The organism is Oscillibacter sp. 1-3, assembly GCF_000403435.2.
Classification (GTDB): Bacteria; Bacillota; Clostridia; order Oscillospirales; family Oscillospiraceae; genus Oscillibacter.
Genome location: NZ_KE159709.1, coordinates 47,463 through 65,656, shown reverse-complemented (window position 1 = coordinate 65,656; position 18,194 = coordinate 47,463). Strand labels below are relative to the sequence as shown.

The following is an 18,194-nucleotide window of genomic DNA, read 5'->3' as shown; positions in this document are numbered from 1 at the left end:
GGATATTCAGCGGCATTTCCCGTCTCGGGAAGCGCCAAAGAGAAAACCGGAGCGGGATGGCGGGAAGATTCCGTTGAGGGAATATCGAAAGCGGCTGATTCCGCTTGATTTCAATCCAAAAAACAGGGAGCGCCCATTCAGATCAATGGACACTCCCTGTTTGATATCTCATTCACATTTTATAGAAGATTTCATCATCTCAGTCAATCCTGGAGAATCGAAATACCGTCTCATGGCTCCACACCTCGCCGGGCCGCAGGACACACTGGGGAAAATTCGGATGATTGGGCGTATCCGGGAAAAACTGGGTCTCCAGGCACACCGCATCCCGGCGGCCATACCGCACGCCGCCCTTTCCCGCGGGGCAGCCCGCCATATAATTCCCGGCGTAGAACTGGATGCCCGGCAGGGTGGTTTCCACCTCCATGCAGACGCCGCTCTCCCGGCTCTCCAGCCTGGCAGCCGGGCGAAGGACACCGGGCTCTCCGTCCACCACCCAGTTGTGGTCATAGCCGGAGCACAGCTCCAGCTGCCGGAACGGCTGATCGATCCGCGCGCCGATCACGGCGGGCCTGCGGAAATCCATGGGAGTCCCCTCTGCCGCCGCGATCTCTCCCGTCGGAATGCTGCCGGGCCCCACCGGGGTGTAGCGGCCGGCGTACAGCGTGAGAACCTGCTCCATGGCCCTGCCGGCATTGTGGCCGTTCAGATTGAAATAGGCGTGGTTGGTCAGATTGCAGATCGTGGTCCGGTCCGTGAGGGCCCGGTACTCCAGCACAAGGCCGCTCTTTTCCAGACGATAGGTCACAGAGACACTGAGGCGGCCCGGATAGCCCTCCTCCATATCCCCGCTCTCACAGGAAAACGTCACGCCGGTTTCCCCGTATGGCTCCGCCTTCCACACTTTCGAGAAAAAGCCGGTTGGCCCGCCGTGGAGATGGTTCTCCCCGTCGTTGCGCGCCAACGTGCAGTTCTTCCCATCCAGCGTGAACTGCCCGGCGGCAATCCGGTTGGCATACCGGCCCACCACAGCGCCCATGAACTTGTCCTGAACCTCGTAGTCCCCCACGGTGTCAAAGCCCAGGACCACGTCCACCGGCCCCTCTCTGCCCGGCGCCGTCAGCCCCCGCAGGGCGGCTCCATAGGTCAGGAGGGAACAGCGGAGGGTCTCATTTTCCAGGACGATCTCCTCCACGGCGCGGCCGTCACGGGTCACGCCAAAGGGTTTTTTCACCATATGCGCTCCCTCCGTCAGCCCTGTCCATAGTAGGCGCCGGGGCCGTGCTTGCGGAGGTAGTGCTTATCCAGCAGCTCTTGCTGCATAGCCCCCAGCCCCGGCGTCAGAGTCATGGCGTGGAAGTCCATAAACGCGCACTCCTCCAGCACCACGGCGTTGTGAACGGCGTTGAAGGGATCGGTTCCCCAGGCGAAGGGCCCGTGGCTGTGGACCAGAACGGCGGGAATCTGCATAGGATCGACGCCCCGCTGCCGGAAGGTCTCAATTATGACATTTCCGGTCTCCAGCTCATAGCTGCCGGCAATCTCCGCCGGGGTCATCTTCCGGGTACAGGGGATTTCCCCGTAGAAATAATCCCCCTGGGTGGTTCCCTGGGCGGGGACGCCTCTGCCCGCCTGGGCAAAGCTGGTGGCCCAACGGCTGTGGGTATGGACGATGCCTCCCACGGCTGGGAAGGCCCTGTACAGCGCCAGATGGGTATCCGTATCGCTGGAGGGCTTATAGCGGCCCTCCACCCGCTCCCCGGTCTCCAGGCTCACCACCACCATGTCCTCCGGCTTCATATCGCCGTATTCCACGCCGGAGGGCTTGATGACCATCATCCCCTGTCCCCGGTCAATGCCAGAGACGTTCCCCCAGGTAAACGTGACCATACCGTATTCCGGCAGCAGCAGGTTTGCCTCACAGACCTGCTGTTTCAGTTTTTCCAACATAATTGATCTCCCTATATGCCAGGGCTGGCCGCCGTCGCAGAACCCTCTGCGAGGAACCAGCCCTGGGGCGTGTCAATAGTTTTTTGTTTATATCAAGAAAAAGGTTATTTCAGCTTCCAGGCCAGGTCGGACAAAAACAGGTCATGCTCCAGAGACTCCACAGTTGTGTCCCTGGTGATATGGACAAACTCAATGTCCATCATGGCGGCCCAGTCCTTCATCTGCTCGGCGGTGACGTCGTAGCTGAGGACGGTGTGATGGGCGCCTCCGGCGGTGATCCAGCACTCCACGCCGGTGGTGAGGCTGGGCTCCGCCTGCCACATCACCCGGGCCACGGGCAGGTTGGGCATGGGCAGGATGGGCTTGACGCAGTGGATGTCCTGGCAGATCAAGCGCAGGCGGCCGCCCATATCGACGAGGGAAACCACAATGGCGTCCCCCTCCCTTCCCTCGAAGACCAGGCGGGCGGGGTCCTTCTCGTTCATGCCGATGCCCAGGTGGTGGGTCTCAATGCGGGGTTTGCCCGCAGCGCAGCAGGGGCAGACCTCCAGCATGTGGGCGCCCAGCGAATACTCTTTCCCCGGCTCCAGATGATAGGTGTAGTCCTCCATGAACAAGGAGCTGCCGTTGCCGCCCTCGCCCATGGCCTTCATGATGGCCGTCATGGCAGAGACCTTCCAGTCCCCCTCGCCGCCATAGCCGTAGCCCTGGGCCATCAGGTGCTGGCTGGCCAGGCCCGGCAGCTGCTCCATTCCGTACAGGTCCTGGAAGGTGTTGGAGAAGGCCATGCACCCCTCCGCGTCCATCATTTTCTTGATGGCAATCTCCTCTCGGGCCTGGTAGCGGATGGCGTCCAGGTTGTCGGTGGCGATGTCGTAGCTGGCCTTGTAGGTGTCCATCAGCGCGTCGATCTCCGCCTCGGTGACTTCGTTCATCACCTTTACAAGATCGCCTACGGCCCAGGTGTTCACCTGCCAGCCCAGCTTGGCCTGAACCTCCACCTTGTCGCCCTCGGTGACGGCCACCTCCCGCATGTTGTCGCCAAAGCGCATGACCTTCATACCCCTGGACACGGCCGCGCCTACAGCGGCCTTCATCCAGCTGCCGATCCGCTTCCGGACCGCCTCGTCCTTCCAGTAGCCGGCGATGACCTTCCGGGGCATCCGCAGACGGGCGGCGATGAAGCCGTGCTCCCGGTCGCCGTGGGCGGCCTGGTTCAGATTCATGAAGTCCATGTCGATCTCCTCGTTGGGGATCTCACGGTTGTACTGGGTGGCGAAGTGGCAGTAGGGCTTTTGCAGGCCGGCAAAGCCGTTGATCCACATCTTGGAGGGGCTGAAGGTATGGCACCAGGTGATGATGCCGGCGCAGGAGTCGTCGTAGTTGGCCTCCTTCACCACGTCGGCGGTCTCCTTGCTGGTCTTGGCGGTCACCTTGTAGACCAGCGGGAAGGGCAGAACCTCGGACAGCGCGTCCGCCATCTCCCGGGCCCGGGAGTCCACGGTCTCCAGCACCTCGGGACCGTACAGGAACTGACTGCCAACAACAAACCAAAACTGATATTTTTTCATAGATTGTCCTCCTTACAGTTTCTCCACAGCGGTTTTTTCCACCTCAAGCAGGGCCTTGTACCGCCGGATATAGGCATTGAAGCCCTCCACGGCGGCGGGGTCGGGCTGGAGCGTGGAGCCGGACACGCCGGCGAATACCCTGCCGGACAGAAAGTCCTCCAGACGCTCCCCCACGCTCCTGTTCAGCCGGTAGGCTGCCAGCAGGGCCATGCCGTAGGGACCGCCCTCCCCGGCGGTCTCCATACAGGCGACGGGAGCGCTGCAGGCGGCCGCCATATAGCTCTGTCCCACCACAGGGGTCTTGAAGAGGCCGCCGTGACCGGTGAGGGAATCAATGGCCACCCCCTCCTCCGCCAGGATGTCCATGCCGATTTTCAGAGTGGACATGGTGGAATAGAGCTGAGCACGAAAGAAATTGGCCAGGTTGAACTTCGTCTCCGGAGTACGGGCCACCAGGGGACGGCCTGCGTCCACATGGGTGACGCCCTCTCCTGCCAGGTAGTTGCACACCAGCACGCCGCCGCAGTCCGCATCGCCCTCCAGGCTCTTCTCATAGAGTTTGGTATACAGCGTCCCCATGTCAGGTTCCGCCCCAAACAGCTTGGCAGCCTCCCCCAGGACGCCCACCCAGGCGTTGGTATCGTTGGTGCAGTTGTTGCAGTGGACCATGGCCACCGGGGCTCCGGTGGGGGTGGTCACCAGGTCGATCTCCTCGTAGACCCTCTCCAGGGGGCGCTCCAGCACCACCATTGAAAAGATGGACGTGCCGGCGGACACGTTGCCCGTCCGGGGGGCCACGGCGTTGGTGGCCGTCATGCCGGTGCCCGCGTCCCCCTCGGCGGGGGCGAAGGGAATCCCGGCGGGAAGCAGGCCATCCAACAGGGCGGAGCCGGCTTCGGTGAGAGTCCCGGCGTCCTCGCCGGCAACCAAAACCTTGGGCAGGAGATCTGTCAGCGTCCAGCCGGGGCCGGCGTCAGGCGCAGAACCAAGGCCGTGTTTTTTCACCAGGGCATCGAATTTCTTCACCATCTCCTGGTCGTAGCCCAGCGTTTTGCTGTCGATGGGGAACATGCCGCTGGCCTCGCCAATGCCCACCGCGTTCACGCCAGTAAGCATATAGTGGATGTACCCCGCCAAGGTGGTGATATGGGCGACCTGCGGAATGTGCGCCTCCTGATTCAAAATCGCCTGGTACAGGTGGGCGATGGACCACCGCTGGGGAATGTTGAAGCCGAACAGCTCCGTCAGCTCCGCCGCCGCAGGGCCCGTAATCGTATTCTGCCAGGTGCGGAAGGGAGTGAGCAGGTTCCAGTCCTTGTCAAAGGCAAGATACCCGTGCATCATGGCGGAGACGCCGGCGGCGGCGATGTCCTGCCGGTTTTCCACCTGGGACAGGGCGTACCGCAGCCCGGTCCACGCCTCCTCCAGCGGATAGGTCCACACGCCGTTTTCATAGCGGGAGGCCCAGGTGTAATCACCGGAGGAGACGGGTCTGAAACCGCCGTCAATGGCGACGGCCTTGATGCGGGTGGAGCCCAGCTCAATGCCTAAACAGCTCTTCATATCCGCCCCCCCTTATTTCTTGTTCTTGCGCAGCAGGACCACGCTCTGGATTACCAGGAACAGGCAGAGCATGGCGGCCACAGTGATGTTGGACCACCACGCCTCATCAAAGCCCAGAGAGGAGACGATCCGCTTGATGGTGTTCAGGCTCAGAACACCGAAGAAGGTGCCCGCCACATTGCCCACGCCGCCGGTGAGCAGGGTGCCGCCGATGATAGAGGCGGCAATGGCGTTCATCTCATCCCCCGCGGCGTTGGCCACGTCGCCGCTGCCCACGTGCAGGAAGTAGAGAATTCCGCCGACGCCCGCCAGAAGCCCGCACAGCACATGGGCCAGGAACTTGGTGCGGCGCACATTGATGCCCAGCATATTGGCGCTCTGGCTGTTGCCGCCTACGGCGTAGAAGCTGCGGCCCAGCCTGGTCCAGCGCAGGAGGAAGAAGAGGGCGATCACCACCAGCAGCGCCACGATCACGCCCACCTCTACATACGCCGGGATGTATTGGCCCAGCTTGTTGGGCGCCCCCAGGCCGGGAACGGTGATGCGGGTCTCCTTCACCGCCAGAAAGCCCTCGTTGGTCACCCGCACAGGCTCCTTGCTGACGATGGTGGTCATGCCCTTGGCAAAAAACATTCCCGCCAGGGAGACGATAAAGGGCTGGATGCCCAGATGGGCCACCAGAAAGCCCTGGACCACGCCGAAGGCCAGGCCAATGCCAAGGCCGATGAGAACAACGGTGAGGATATTGCCGCCCTGCTGCTCCAGATTGACCGCGCTGGTCATGCACACAAGGCAGGTGACGGCGCCCACGCTGATGTCAATGCCTCCGGTAATCATCACAATGCTCATGCCGCAGGACAGGACAATGAGAGGCGCGTTGTTGTTCAGGATGTTGAGGAAGTTCTGGGGCTTTGTGAAGCCGCCGCCCAGGAAGAGCACGGCGGACAGATACAGGATGAAAAAGACCAGGATGGTGATGGTGAGCAGCAGATTGGTATCGCTCATGGAGACCCGGTTCCTGATTCGTCCCTGCCGGTCAACTGTAATCTCCTTCGGCATTTCAGGACACCCCCTTCGCAGCTTTGGCAGGCGCTTTCTTCATGCCCGCCAGCTTCTCCCGCACCACCGGGGCGCTGAGCACCACCAGCAGGATGACCACCACCGCCTTATAGGCGGGCAGGGCCGTGGAGGGCACGTCGTACTTATAGAGCGTGGTGGTGAGGAATTGGATGACATAGGCCCCCAGGATAGAGCCGTAGATGTTGAACTTTCCGCCGGAGAGCGCGTTGCCGCCCAGGGCCACCGCCAGGATGGCGTCCATCTCAATGTTCTCCGCGATGCGGGAGTAATTGATAGAGCCGCTGCGGCTGACGCGGATAAAGCCGGCCACCGCCACGCAAACGCCCAGGATCACATAGGTGAGCAGTTTAATCATCTGGGGGTCCAAACCGTTGAGACGGGACGAATTGGCGTTGATACCCACCGACTGTGTGTACAGCCCCAGGTTGGTGAACTTCAGCACCAGCCAGAACACCAGGATCATAAAGGCGGTGATAAAAATGGGTGTGGGAACAGGGATGCCGGGGAGGAATGTTCCCGCATACTTGAAGGAGATGTCGTTCATGATGGGCAGCTGGTTGTTGTTGATCCAGGCGGCGATGGAGCGTCCGGCGGTGAACATGATGAGGGTTGCCACCATGGGCTGAATCTTGAAATAGGCCACCAGCGTGCCGTTGAAGGCGCCGAAGAGCATGCTCACAAAAATACCGATCAGAACGGCCAGAATCAATGGCATATGAAGGGTATCCGCAGTAACCTCCGTACCGCAGACCATCCGGAGGATAACGCTTCCGGCGATGGCCATTGTCGCGCCTACCGAGATGTCCTGCCCGCCGGAGGAGGCGGTCACCAACGTCATGCCGATGGCCAGAATGACCAGCTCTGAGGCGTTGTCCAGTACCGAGATAATATTGCCGCTGAGCACCGGGTTGCCCAGACTGTTCTCCTTGATGCTGACCGCGAAGAAGGACGGGTCCGCAATCAGATTAAACAGCACCAGCAGCGTCAGCGCCGCAACGGGGATAAACAGCTGCTGCCGGGTAAGACGCTTGAAGAGGCTCTCGTCAGGCCGCTTCACCTGAGTCTCAGGCTCTTTTACGGAAGTCTTCATTCCTCATCACCTCCTGCGATAGTCGCCATGATTTTCGTCTGGGTCAGATCCTCGCCGCAGAGTTCGCCCACGGCTTTCCGGTCCCGCATGACAATGAGGCGGGAGCAGGTGCGCAGCATCTCGTCGATCTCCGAGGAGATGAAGGTAACGCTCTTCCCCTCTGCCGCCAGCCTGAGAACCAGCTTCTGGATCTCGATCTTGGTGCCGATGTCGATGCCCCGGGTGGGCTCATCCAGGATGAGGTACTTGGGGTCCGTCAGTATCCAACGGGCCAGAATGCACTTTTGCTGGTTGCCGCCGGACAGGGATTTGATGGGTGTGTCCGCCGAGGCGGTCTTGATCTCAAGAAGCTTGATGTACTCGTCGGCAAAGGCCTCCGCCTGCGCCCTGGAGAAGGGATGGAAGAACCCCTTCATCACCTGGAAAGCCAGGATGATGTTCTCCCGGACGGAGAGGTCGCCCACAATGCCGTCGCCCTTCCGGTCCTCCGGCAGGTAGCCGATACCCTGCTTCATGGCGTCCAGGGGCTTGCGGATCTTGACGTCCTTCCCGTCCATTTTGACAGTGCCGCCGGTGACATGGTCGGCGCCGAAAATGGCTCTGACGCACTCGCTGCGCCCGGAGCCCAGCAGGCCGGTGAAACCGTTGACCTCTCCTTTGCGGATGGAGAAATCAAAGGGCTTGATGCCCGCGCTGCTGCACAGGCCCGCAGCCTCCAGTACCGGAGCCCCCTCCAGACTGACTGCCGTGCCGCCCGCCTCGCCCTTGATGTCGGCCATGTCGTCCAGCTCCTTGCCCAGCATCTTGCTGACAAGCTCCACACGAGGCAGGTCCTCAATGACGTATTCCCCCACAAGCGTTCCGTCCCGGAGGACGGTGATCCGGTCGCAGACCTCATAGACCTGCTCCAGGAAATGGGTGACAAAGATAATGCCCACCCCCTTGGCCCGAAGATCCCGCATAAGTCCGAAGAGCTTCTGCACCTCCTGATCGTCCAGGGAGGAGGTGGGTTCGTCCAGAATCAGCACCTTGCACTCCATATCCACCGCCCGGGCGATGGCCACCATCTGCTGCACCGCGATAGAGCAGGTGCCCAGCTGCTGCGTGGGGCCGGCGGGGATGCCCAGGGATTTCAGGATCTTGCCCGCGCCCTGGTTCATCTGCTTCCAGTTGGTCATAGCCCCCTTTGTGCGGCCGATGTACATATTCTCCGCTACGCTCAGGTTCGGACACAGGGTGATCTCCTGGTAGACCGTGCTGATGCCCGCGTTCTGAGCGTCCTGGGGGGAACGGATGAGCGCCGCGCCGCTGACGCCCTTGATGTAGACCTCGCCTCCGTCTTTGGGATACACGCCGGTAAGCACCTTAATCAGGGTGGACTTTCCCGCGCCGTTCTCGCCCATCAGCGCATGGATCTCCCCCTCCCGCAGGGTAAAGTCCACATCCTGGAGAGCGCGCACGCCTGGGAAGTACTTGCAGATGCCGCGCATTTCCAATACCGCGCCTTCCTGCATAGGGATTCGCCTCCATTCTTCAAAATTCAACACGCGGCGCGGCTGACATGCCGCGCCGCGTGCCGGTCACATGATTCTGTGATTCAGATCTTCTGAATATCAGGTTCCGTAGGTGTCCACGTCGGCCTGGGTGATGGTAGCGGCCTCAAAGCCCTGCTCGGGAGTGTAGATGATCTTCTGCGCAGGGGCAGTGCCTGCCACCAGGTCCTTGATGATGCTGTCGACAGTCTCAGCCTGCAGGGGGTTGCACAGGCCCATGTAGTTCCAGCTGCCCTCCAGAACTGCCTCCATAGCCCACTTATCGCTGTCAAAGCCCATGACGATGACATCGCCATTCTTGCCGTGAGTGATGCCGGCGGCGTCCAGAGCGGCCACGGCGCCCCGGGCCATGCCGTTATTCTCAGCATAAATCACATTGAAGGGCTTACCGGAGTCGATGACAGACTGGGTGATGGTGCGGGCGGTAGCCTCGTCCCAGTCGGCGGTCTGCTGGGTGACATAATTCCAGCTGGCCTCGGCGCTGACCTTCTCGTCCAGAGCGCCGGTACGGCCCAGCTGGGCGTCAGAGCCCATGTGGCCCTGGATGTGGATGATGTTGTACTCACTCAGGCCCTGGGCGGCCAGCCAGTCAACGGCGGTCTTGCCCTCGGCGGGCATGTCGGAGACAACGGCGGCTACGTACATGCTCTCATCGGCCTCCAGCATACGGTCAAAGAGGATGATCTGGGTGCCGGCAGCCTGAGCGTCCTGAAGGACGCTGTCCCAGCCGGTGGTGGAGGCGGGGGACAGGAGCAGGAAGTCCACTTCGTCCTGGATCATCTGCTGAGCCGTGGCGATCTGCTGGGCGGCATCGTTGTTGTTGTAGAAGGTGGCCTTATAACCATTGGCCTCGGTGAACATTGCACGCATGGCCGCGTCGTTGGCGGTGCGGTAGCCGGACTCGTTGGGGTCGTTGTTGATGACGCCCACGGTAATCAGGCCGCTGTTGGTATCCCCGGCGGGCTGGGCGTCGGGAGTGGAGGCAGGGGTCTGGCTTCCGCTGTCGGCGGGAGTGCCGCCGCTGTTCCCGCCGCAGGCGGCCAGGGCCAGCACCATGCAGAGCGTCAATACGAGACACAAAACTTTTTTCATTGTTTCTTCCTCACTTTCTAATTTTGCGGACCCACTGTCCGGAGCGGTTGGGCATCCGGTGGTTCCATGCCTGCATTAAAGACGATTTCCGCTGCAAAGTCAATACATTTTTAGCTATTTTCACCATTTTTGTATGTATAAATAATACAATTTTTATGTATTATCACATAAATCAATACAAATTTTCAGAAATTTTGCGGCGCAATTTTTCCTTTTGTTTATTATTTTACGATTTGTTATGCTTTTTAGTTTGTTTTCTTCCTGTGCAAGACAAAAATAGGGCGTTTTTTTGGACTGGCAGGTTGCCCAATTCGGAGGAAATCGTTGATTTCCTTCCGGAAAAAGGTGAAAAATCTCCCATTTCTGCCTGGGATATTCCCAGGGCCGGCGGGAGATTTTTGCGTTTTCCTCTGGGAGATCCTCCAAAACTCAAAGAAACTTCAACCATTATTTTGGGCAATCCGCCTTCGCCGGCTGGTATAATGATGCTGTTAAGATCAACGACGCCGCCAGAGGAGGGATCGGAATGGCCATGAAATACCGGGTGCTGGCAGACCGGCTGCGGGAGGATCTGATCCGCGGCAGCGGCCAGCGGGGCTGCAAGCTGCCCACGGAGCTGGAGCTGACGCAGCAGTATCAGCTGAGCCGGCAGACCGTTCGTCACGCCCTCCAGCTGCTGGAGGAGGAGGGGCTGATCCAGCGCCGGCAGGGCAGCGGCTCCTACACCACGGGCCTTCTGCCGGGCACTGCGCCGCGGCAGATCGCGGTGGTCACCTCCTTTCTGGACGACTATATCTTTCCCGGCATCCTCCACGACACCTCCGAGGTCTTTTCCCGCCAGGGGTATTCCACCGCCGTCTACGCCACGGAGAACCAGGTAAGCGCAGAGCGGGAGATCCTCCTGCGGCTGCTGGAGGAACCGGTGAGCGGCCTTCTGGTTGAGGGCTCCAAAACCGCCCTCCCCACCCCCAACGCGGACCTGTATCAGCGCCTGCGCCAGGCGGGCACGCCCATGGTCTTTCTCCACGGCGCTTACAGCGAGCTGGGCCGCACCCCCTGCGTCGCGGACGACAACTACGGCGGCGGCTACCGCCTGGGCCGTTATCTGACTGACCGGGGCCACAGGGAGATTGCCGGCATTTTCAAAAGCGACGACATCCAGGGTCCCCAGCGGTATCACGGCGCCGTCTCCGCAATGCGGGACGGGGGGCTGACGATCCGGGACAGCCGCTTCGCCTGGTACGACACGGAGGACCGCCGCCGCCTGATGGAGGAGCGGGGCAGCCGCCTGCTGGAGGACTTTCTGCAAAAGCGGCTGGAGCGCGCCACAGCGGTGATCTGCTACAACGACGAAATCGCTTTTCACCTGATTCGGGCTCTGCTGGCGTCAGGCCGCAAGGTGCCGGAGGAGGTGGCGGTGGTCAGCTTTGACAACAGCTACCTCAGCCAAATCAGCCCCGTACCCATCACGTCTCTCAGCCACCGCAGCCATATGGGCCAGGAGGCCGCGGAGCAGATGCTCCGCCTGCTGCGGGGCGAGCCCGCCCACTCCAAAAATCTGGAGTGGGAGTTGGTCGTCCGCAACAGCGGATAGCGCTGAAAATGAGAAACCGCCGTTTCCCGCTCTTTGAAACCAAAAAAACCCGCGGAAGGCATAGGCCTTCCGCGGGTTTTTTTCGCCAACTTCACACAGGAAAAATTCTCTTATTTTCACCAGGCCTTGTTTGATAAATGGCAAAATGCGCAGCAGTGAGAGATTTTTTTCCGATCAAGGCGGTTTGACGCCGCCATACTTTGTGTATGGCAAGGAAAATCAACGCAGAGCGGCGGAAAAAGATCCCTCACTTGGGCGTTTTGACATTTTTCAAACAAGGCCCATTTCAGTATTTGCGGCTCTCGACAAAATCCGGTGTCAGCCGGTCCTGGGTGAAGACCCGCTCCTCCACGTAGCGGTGCTTCTCCGGGGTTCCGCCGGATTCCATAGTGCGGATGGCCTCCTCTACCAGCGGGCCCAGCAGCGGATTGCACTCCACAGCCAGGGAGATCCTCCCGTTCATGCAGTCCAGCAGCGCGTTCCGGGTGGCGTCGAACGTGATAACATCCACACCGCCCCTGCCGCAGGTATAGCCCCGCTCCTCCAGCGCTTGGATGGCGCCGAAGGCCTCGTTGTCATTTTCGCAGTAGACCACGTCAATCTCTCCCCTGGCAGGCAGACGGTCAAGGTACTCCGTCATCACCTCATAGGCCTTGGCCTGGGTGAAGTCTCCGTCCAGCTGGATCAGCAGCTCCCAGTTCTCATGGACTGCGGCGGCCTCCTCCAGGGCCGCCGTCCGCCCCAGCTGGGCTGTGGAGCCCAGGGTTCCCTGGATGTGGACGACGCGCACCGGTGCCCATTGATCCGGATAGGCCTCCGCCATCCAGTCCACAGCCGACTGCCCCTCCCTCCGGAAGTCTGAGCCGATATGGGCCGCGTAGAGTCCCTCGTCCTCCACGTCCACCATGCGGTCCACCAGAATGACGGGGATACCCGCCTCCCTGGCCTCCTGGAGCACAGAGTCCCAGCCTGTCTCACTGATGGGCATAAGGACGATATAGTCCACCTGCTGCTGGATGAAGCGGCGGATGGCCGTGATCTGATTTTCCTGCTTCTGCCGGGCGTCCTCGAACAGCAGGCGGTAGCCCCGCTCCTCCGTAAATACCGCCTTCATGGACTCGGAATTGGCCACGCGCCAGTCGGACTCCGCCCCCACCTGGCTCATGCCCACTACGACCAGCTCCCCCTCGGCAGAATCTCCGGCAAGATCCTGCCCGGCTCCGCAGGCGGAGCCGACGACGGCCGCCAATACCGCCAGCGCGGTTAAAAGGATCTTTTTCACGTCTCCGCCTCCTCTTTTCCGCCGCGCGGAATGCGCACCGTCACGGTGGTCCCCACGCCCTGGCGGCTGGAGAGCGTCAGCCCATAGGGCGGCCCAAACAGCAGCCGCAGACGCTCGTGGACCGTCACCAGGCCAAACCCTACCCGCTCCCCGGTCTCCAGGGCCCATTTCAGCTCCGCCAGCCGCTCCGCCGCCATGCCCGCGCCGTCGTCGGTGATCTGGATGAGGACATCCGCCCCCTCCCCCCGGCTGGTAACATAGATGCAGCCCTTACCCCGCTTGAGCTTGATGCCGTGATACAGGGCGTTTTCCACCAGCGGCTGGAGCGTCAGCTTGGGGAGCTTGGTCCCCTGTAAGCCGGAGTCGATGCAGATGGTGTAGTCCAAAATGTCCTTGTAACGGGCCTGCTGGATCTGGAGGTAGCTGCGGACGTGCCGCTCCTCCTCCCCCAGGGTGATGACATCCTCTCCGCGGCTCAGGGAGTGCCGGAAGAAGTCGGAGAGGTTGGAGACCATCTCCACCGCCGCCTGGGACCGGTCCGCCTCAATGAGCCAGATGATGGTATCCATGGTGTTGTAGAGAAAATGGGGATTGATCTGGGCCTGGAGCAGAGCCAGCTCCGCCCGGCGGAGGCTGGTCTGCTTCTGCGTAATCTCCTGGATCTGGGCGTTGATCCGGGAGATCATCTGCTCTATGCCCTCGCTGAGGGTGCGGATCTCATACGTCTCCGAGCGCACCGGCTCCCGAACCGCCAGGTCACCGCCGATGACGTCCTCCGCCCGGCGGCTGAGGTCCACCACCGGCTGCGTGACGGACCGGGCCAGCCGGACGCTGTACCGGGCCAGCAGAAGAACCAGGGCGGCCGTCAGAGCCAGCACCAGGAATATCTCCGCCGCGATCTGCCGGGAGATCTGCTGCTGGAGCAGATTCAGCTGGACAGACTCACAGTAGAGATAGTTGTACATGTACTCCTGAATCATGGCGGTGAGCACATAGATGTTGTTCTCCAGCTGCATCTGCCGGTCGTCGTAGTTTTGAGTCTTTTCGATCTGATAGATCTTCTCCTCCAGGTTCTCGCACAGGTCCAGCACGCTGGTGACGGCCCGCAGGCTGTCCTTCTGGCTGGTGGTGCTGAGAAGATCCCGGGCCAGCTCCTGGGCCGCCTTCACCTCCTCAATTGGCAGCCCCTCGGAGTACTGGCTTTCAATCACATAGTAGTACATCTTCAAGTCGATGTTCTCCTTGAAGTCCTGGTTGAACTCCGAGGCGGTCGTCACATTATAAAGAAGACCCGTGTACTGGCTGTTGTAGACCAGCACCAGCGCCAGCATGACCATCAAAATCGCCGCCAAAAACGCGCAGAAGATGGCCACCAGGCGGCGCATCCTGCTTTGAATGGAGTCCCGGCGGCTCATGGGCGCTTTCCTCCTCCCCGGTAATCCCGGGGCGTACAGCCCTGGGTCTTCTTGAAGAGGAAGCTGAAGTAATGCGGGTCCTTATATCCGACAGCCGCAGCCACCTCGCCGGAGCGCTTGTCCGTGGTGCGCAGCAAATTTTTTGCCAGATCCATCCGCCTGCCGGTGACATACTCGGTAAAAGTGGCGCCCATCTCCTGGCTGAACACCGCAGAGAGGTAGTTGGCGGAGATGTTCACCTCCCGGGCCACCTGGTTCAGGGAGAGGGTCTCGTCGGTAAAATGCTGGTCAATATAGGTCACGACCTGCTTGAGAAGGCTCCGGAACTGGCTGCTGGCCGCCCGGTCCCGCAGCTCCGCAGTCCGCAGCAATATGGCGGAGAGATAGTCCTTCAAATCCGCGGCCGTCACGTTCCGCCCCACCAGGCCCAGGCAGGCCAAAGGCGCGAACAGCTCCTGCTGAGACACCCCCAGGGAGGCGGCGAACCGGGCCGCCGTGAAGCGGACGGAGAGCATGAGATACTGGCAGAAGGGCTTGGAGCCGAGGGCCTCCTCCACACTGTGGATGTACTCATCGGCAAAGCTGGGAATCTCCTGGGCGCTGGCGCTCTGCATCACACCTGTGAGGATCGCCGGATCCACTTTGCCCGCGTCCAGCTGGTCCAGCTGGCAGTCGCTGCCGGTACCGGTGAGGAAGCTTACGGTATCCGCCGTCAGGACATGCTGCTGGGGCAGAATGTGCCGGTAGGCCCACAGGCGGGAGACCTCCTCAAAGCAGGCGGGCAGCGTGCTGAGCCGCTGGGTGGGCCGTCCCACGGCCACATACCAGCTCCGCTCCGGGGCATGGGCCTCGTACCGGCTGCGGACAGTATCCACACAGCGCCGGGACAACTCGTCCATCCGGGCGCCGTCCCCCTTCAGCAGCACCGCGTAAGTGGTCAGGTTCCACCGAAAGAGGACATACTCCGGATATTTCAAAAAATGCTCCAGCAGGGCGTCCCGCAGCCGGGCCCCCGGCTCCGAGTACCCCTCCGCCGAGGCGGAGCTCTCCGGCAGTACGGAGAAAAGGGCAATGGTGTAGCACTGGGCCCGAAGGTCAATGTCCAGTCTGCCTGCCGTCTCGTAGATCTGCCGCACCGACAGCTGTCCGGCCACCATCCTCTCAAAGAACACCCGGCGGGTATACTGCTCGTACTCCTCGGCCTCCCGGTGGAACTGGGCCAGATAGCTCCGGTTGGCCCGCTCCCCCTCAATCTTCTCCTTGATCTCCTCCAGCACGCCCAAAAGGGCATTTTTCGTGATGGGCTTGAGGAGGTACCGCTCCACGCCGATACTGATGGCCTGCTGGGCGTATTCAAAATCGTCATAGCCGGAGATGATAACGATCTTCATCTCCGGAAATTCCCGGCTGACCAGTTCGCTGAGGGCCAGCCCGTCCATAAAGGGCATTCGGATGTCGGTAATCAGCACGTCCGGCTCCGCCTGGCGGATCAGGGGCAGGGCCATCTCCCCGTCTCCGGCCTCCCCGGCGAAGGTGTAGCCGCACTGGGTCCAGGGAACCGTGTCCCGCAGGGTCTCCCGGATGATGCTCTCGTCCTCGACTAAAAATGCACGCAGCAAGGTGATTCCCTCCCCCACATGGCCGTCCCGCGCGGTTTCGGCGGCTGGGTCTTTTTTTAAGAATACCATAGACCGCCGCAAAATACTACAAAAGATTTTTCGGCGGGATCTGCCCTCTCAGGTCCTGCTTCGTCAGAGCGGAGATGGAGCCCTCCGGTATTTTCAACGCCTGTTTTTCCAATGGACAGAGGATTTCAAACGCTCCGCCTCACGCCCAGGTCTCCCGGCACAGGCGGATCATCGCCTCCATGGGCCGCGTCAGATACTTATTCCTGTGATAAAGCAGGCGGAAGCGCCGGGTAAACCGGATGCCCTCCACCCAGAACTGGCTCACGCTGCCTGCGTCCAGGGCCGGCCGGATCAGCGACAGGGGCAGCACCGCCACGCCCAGTCCTCCGCCACCCCGCTGACCAGGGTCTGGGTGCTGATGCTCTGCCACAGAGGCCGCGGCTCCACCCCGCCGGCTTTTAGGGTGGACTCCACAAGGTCCCGGCCGGCGCTGCCTCTCTCCCGAAAGAGAAAGGATTCCCCGTTCAGCTGTCCGGCGGACACGGACCGCCCCGCGAAGGCATGCTCCGGGTGACACAAAAACACCAGCTCGTCCCCGCCCAGCAGGATGTCCGCCAGCTTCCCGTGATGGCACTCTCCCTCGATCAGCCCCAGGTCGATCCCGTTGTCCAGAATAGCGGCCTCCACAGTATCGGAGTTCCAGATCATCACCTCGATCCGCAGCTTCGGATACAGCTCCTGGAGCCGCGCCGTGATTCCGGGCAGCTGCACGGTGCCGATGGTAATGCTGCTGCCCAGCCGCAGGGTGCCGGTCTCCTCCCAATCCTGGGAGCGGACCTCCATCTCGTCCAGCAGAGCTACAATGTGCTGGGCGTAGGAGCGCATCTGCTCCCCGGCGTCAGTGAGGAACAGCCGCCGTCCGATCCGGTCGAACAGGGTGACGCCGTAGTGGCTCTCCAGCTCCCGAATCGCCACACTGACGGTGGGCTGGGCGATGTACAGCTTTTCCGCGGCGGCGGTGGCAGATCCCTCCCGGCACACCGCCAGAAAGATCCGCAGGTGGCGCAGGGTCATGTTCCTCCCCCCTCTTATAAGAAAATCACTATATTTTTTATTATATCATAGTATTTCCAAAATGCAAATTTATGGTGTAAACTGGAGACAAAGGAAGTGAGAGACATGGGAAAGATCTGTTGGAAGCTGTTTACCTCCATGCTGGCCCTCAGCGGCCTCACCTTCGGGGGCGGGTTCGTCATTATCCCCCTGATGCAGCGGCGGTTCGCGGATGAGCTGGGGTGGCTGACCCAGGAGGAAATTCTGGACATGACGGCCTTCGCCCGGGCCTCCCCTGGCGCGGTGACCGTCAACGTAGCGGTACAGGTGGGCGCACGAATGGCAGGGGCCGCCGGGGCGCTCTGCGGCGTATTGGGCACCATTCTCCCGCCGCTGGCGATCCTCTCCGCCCTCTCCCTCTGCTATGAGGCGTTTTCCGCCAGCCCTGTTATCGCCGCGCTGCTGTATGGCCTGCGCCTGGCGGTGGCTGTGGTGGTGGCGGACGCGTCGGCCGCCATGGCGATGGAGATCCTCCGCGGAGGAGACCGCCTGCGGCGGGCGGTGATGGGCGCGGTACTTCTGCTGTCCCTGACCACGGGCATTGGGACCATCTGGCTTCTGGCGGGAGGCGCCCTCCTGGGCTGGCTGCTGGCGGGGAGGAACGCATCATGACGGCGATGGCGCTTCGCTTTTTTTACATCGGGCTTTTCAGCATCGGCGGGGGGCTCTCGGCCATCTCCCTGATCCAGGCGGAGATTGTGGACCGTCTGGGCTGGCTGACGGCGGAGGCACTGGTGGACCTCATGGCCATCGCCGAGATGACTCCGGGCCCCATCGCCGTCAACGCCGCGTCTTTTGTGGGCATGCGCCTCCACGGCATCCCCGGCGCAGTGACGGCCACCTGCGCCTGCATCCTGCCCGGATGCCTAATCTCCTTCCTGATCTTGCGGGCAAACGACCAGCTGCGGAAAAACCACCGCTGGCAGTATACATTAAAAATACTGCGGGCGGCGGTGACCGGTGTAATTGTAAACGGCGGGGCGGTAATCGTGAAAAACGCGCTGTGTTCCGGCGGGTCCGGTCTTGTTCTGTTATCCGCGGTCCTGTTCTGCGGAGGTCTGGCAGTCTACCGGCGCCGGAAGCCCTCCCCTATGGTCTTTATGCTGGCCATGGGAACGGCCTGCGGCATTCTGCGGCTGGTTCTTTCCTGGTGCCTGGCATGACAAGCGTTTTCAATTTTTTTTCAGAGGAGCAGACCGATCTCTGCTCCTCTTTTTTCACTGGTTTGAGCGCGCTGTAAAATGCAATCAAATTTTTGCTATT

The 18,194-nt window shown here is 61.3% G+C and carries 15 protein-coding genes and 1 pseudogene; 4 read left to right on the top strand and 12 right to left on the bottom strand.

The features are described 5' to 3' along the window. Nucleotides 1–199 precede the first annotated feature (199 nt). From C816_RS12920 to C816_RS12885, 8 genes are all read right to left on the bottom strand, one after another. Entirely contained in the window at nt 200–1,237 is a 1,038-nt protein-coding gene (locus C816_RS12920; protein WP_016322841.1) for an aldose epimerase family protein, read from the bottom strand. 14 nt (nt 1,238–1,251) lie between these two features. Further along, nucleotides 1,252–1,950, bottom strand: a complete 699-nt coding sequence (locus C816_RS12915; RefSeq protein WP_016322840.1) for an L-ribulose-5-phosphate 4-epimerase — start codon at nt 1,948–1,950, stop codon at nt 1,252–1,254. A gap of 104 nt (nt 1,951–2,054) precedes the next feature. Then, nucleotides 2,055–3,521 (bottom strand): L-arabinose isomerase, encoded by a 1,467-nt coding sequence (gene araA, locus C816_RS12910; protein WP_016322839.1) that lies wholly within the window; start codon nt 3,519–3,521, stop codon nt 2,055–2,057. A gap of 12 nt (nt 3,522–3,533) precedes the next feature. Next, nucleotides 3,534–5,084 (bottom strand): xylulokinase, encoded by a 1,551-nt coding sequence (locus C816_RS12905; protein ID WP_016322838.1) that lies wholly within the window; start codon nt 5,082–5,084, stop codon nt 3,534–3,536. Between the two features lie 12 nt (nt 5,085–5,096). Further along, nucleotides 5,097–6,143 (bottom strand): ABC transporter permease, encoded by a 1,047-nt coding sequence (locus tag C816_RS12900; protein WP_016322837.1) that lies wholly within the window; start codon nt 6,141–6,143, stop codon nt 5,097–5,099. Between the two features lies 1 nt (nt 6,144). After that, nucleotides 6,145–7,254: an ABC transporter permease gene (locus tag C816_RS12895; RefSeq protein WP_016322836.1), complete on the bottom strand. Its 1,110-nt coding sequence runs from the start codon at nt 7,252–7,254 to the stop codon at nt 6,145–6,147. Continuing rightward, a complete protein-coding gene (locus tag C816_RS12890; RefSeq protein WP_016322835.1) occupies nt 7,251–8,768 on the bottom strand; it encodes a sugar ABC transporter ATP-binding protein in 1,518 nt (505 codons plus the stop codon). The genes C816_RS12895 and C816_RS12890 overlap by 4 nt, the downstream gene beginning before the upstream one ends. A gap of 99 nt (nt 8,769–8,867) precedes the next feature. Next, complete coding sequence (locus C816_RS12885; protein ID WP_016322834.1) at nt 8,868–9,899, bottom strand: substrate-binding domain-containing protein; 1,032 nt, start codon at nt 9,897–9,899, stop codon at nt 8,868–8,870. Nucleotides 9,900–9,946: 47 nt separating this feature from the next. On the opposite strand from C816_RS12885, the gene C816_RS23730 reads away from it, so the two are divergent. Further along, a complete protein-coding gene (locus tag C816_RS23730) occupies nt 9,947–10,435 on the top strand; it encodes a hypothetical protein (protein ID WP_155979010.1) in 489 nt (162 codons plus the stop codon). Continuing rightward, on the top strand, nt 10,426–11,493 hold the full coding sequence (locus tag C816_RS12880; RefSeq protein ID WP_016322833.1) for a GntR family transcriptional regulator: 1,068 nt from the start codon (nt 10,426–10,428) through the stop codon (nt 11,491–11,493). Before C816_RS23730 ends, C816_RS12880 begins: the two co-directional genes overlap by 10 nt. Before the next feature lie 286 nt (nt 11,494–11,779). Here the strand turns inward: C816_RS12880 and C816_RS12875 are convergent, their stop codons facing one another. From C816_RS12875 to C816_RS12860, 4 genes and pseudogenes are all read right to left on the bottom strand, one after another. Beyond that, nucleotides 11,780–12,775: an ABC transporter substrate-binding protein gene (locus C816_RS12875; RefSeq protein ID WP_016322832.1), complete on the bottom strand. Its 996-nt coding sequence runs from the start codon at nt 12,773–12,775 to the stop codon at nt 11,780–11,782. After that, nucleotides 12,772–14,190: a sensor histidine kinase gene (locus tag C816_RS12870; RefSeq protein WP_016322831.1), complete on the bottom strand. Its 1,419-nt coding sequence runs from the start codon at nt 14,188–14,190 to the stop codon at nt 12,772–12,774. The genes C816_RS12875 and C816_RS12870 overlap by 4 nt, the downstream gene beginning before the upstream one ends. Further along, a complete protein-coding gene (locus C816_RS12865) occupies nt 14,187–15,878 on the bottom strand; it encodes a response regulator (RefSeq protein ID WP_016322830.1) in 1,692 nt (563 codons plus the stop codon). The genes C816_RS12870 and C816_RS12865 overlap by 4 nt, the downstream gene beginning before the upstream one ends. 139 nt (nt 15,879–16,017) lie before the next feature. Further along, nucleotides 16,018–16,892 (bottom strand): annotated as a pseudogene (locus C816_RS12860) (LysR family transcriptional regulator). 105 nt (nt 16,893–16,997) lie between these two features. Between C816_RS12860 and C816_RS12855 the strand changes: the two are divergent. After that, the gene (locus C816_RS12855; protein ID WP_016322827.1) at nt 16,998–17,543 is read left to right on the top strand and encodes a chromate transporter; all 546 of its coding nucleotides are present in this window, start codon (nt 16,998–17,000) and stop codon (nt 17,541–17,543) included. Next, nucleotides 17,540–18,094, top strand: a complete 555-nt coding sequence (locus C816_RS12850) for a chromate transporter (protein WP_016322826.1) — start codon at nt 17,540–17,542, stop codon at nt 18,092–18,094. Before C816_RS12855 ends, C816_RS12850 begins: the two co-directional genes overlap by 4 nt. The last annotated feature ends 100 nt before the right edge of the window (nt 18,095–18,194 follow it).

What these genes read in the sequence shown, in the direction of transcription:
- C816_RS12920 (WP_016322841.1), bottom strand. Translation starts at nt 1,237, where the DNA reads ATGGTGAAAAAACCCTTTGGCGTGACCCGTGACGGCCGCGCCGTGGAG.
- C816_RS12865 (WP_016322830.1), bottom strand. Translation starts at nt 15,878, where the DNA reads ATGGTATTCTTAAAAAAAGACCCAGCCGCCGAAACCGCGCGGGACGGC.
- C816_RS12915 (WP_016322840.1), bottom strand. Translation starts at nt 1,950, where the DNA reads ATGTTGGAAAAACTGAAACAGCAGGTCTGTGAGGCAAACCTGCTGCTG.
- C816_RS12870 (WP_016322831.1), bottom strand. Translation starts at nt 14,190, where the DNA reads ATGAGCCGCCGGGACTCCATTCAAAGCAGGATGCGCCGCCTGGTGGCC.
- C816_RS12885 (WP_016322834.1), bottom strand. Translation starts at nt 9,899, where the DNA reads ATGAAAAAAGTTTTGTGTCTCGTATTGACGCTCTGCATGGTGCTGGCC.
- C816_RS12900 (WP_016322837.1), bottom strand. Translation starts at nt 6,143, where the DNA reads ATGCCGAAGGAGATTACAGTTGACCGGCAGGGACGAATCAGGAACCGG.
- C816_RS12850 (WP_016322826.1), top strand. Translation starts at nt 17,540, where the DNA reads ATGACGGCGATGGCGCTTCGCTTTTTTTACATCGGGCTTTTCAGCATC.
- C816_RS12905 (WP_016322838.1), bottom strand. Translation starts at nt 5,084, where the DNA reads ATGAAGAGCTGTTTAGGCATTGAGCTGGGCTCCACCCGCATCAAGGCC.
- C816_RS12880 (WP_016322833.1), top strand. Translation starts at nt 10,426, where the DNA reads ATGGCCATGAAATACCGGGTGCTGGCAGACCGGCTGCGGGAGGATCTG.
- C816_RS12895 (WP_016322836.1), bottom strand. Translation starts at nt 7,254, where the DNA reads ATGAAGACTTCCGTAAAAGAGCCTGAGACTCAGGTGAAGCGGCCTGAC.
- araA (WP_016322839.1), bottom strand. Translation starts at nt 3,521, where the DNA reads ATGAAAAAATATCAGTTTTGGTTTGTTGTTGGCAGTCAGTTCCTGTAC.
- C816_RS12855 (WP_016322827.1), top strand. Translation starts at nt 16,998, where the DNA reads ATGGGAAAGATCTGTTGGAAGCTGTTTACCTCCATGCTGGCCCTCAGC.
- C816_RS12890 (WP_016322835.1), bottom strand. Translation starts at nt 8,768, where the DNA reads ATGCAGGAAGGCGCGGTATTGGAAATGCGCGGCATCTGCAAGTACTTC.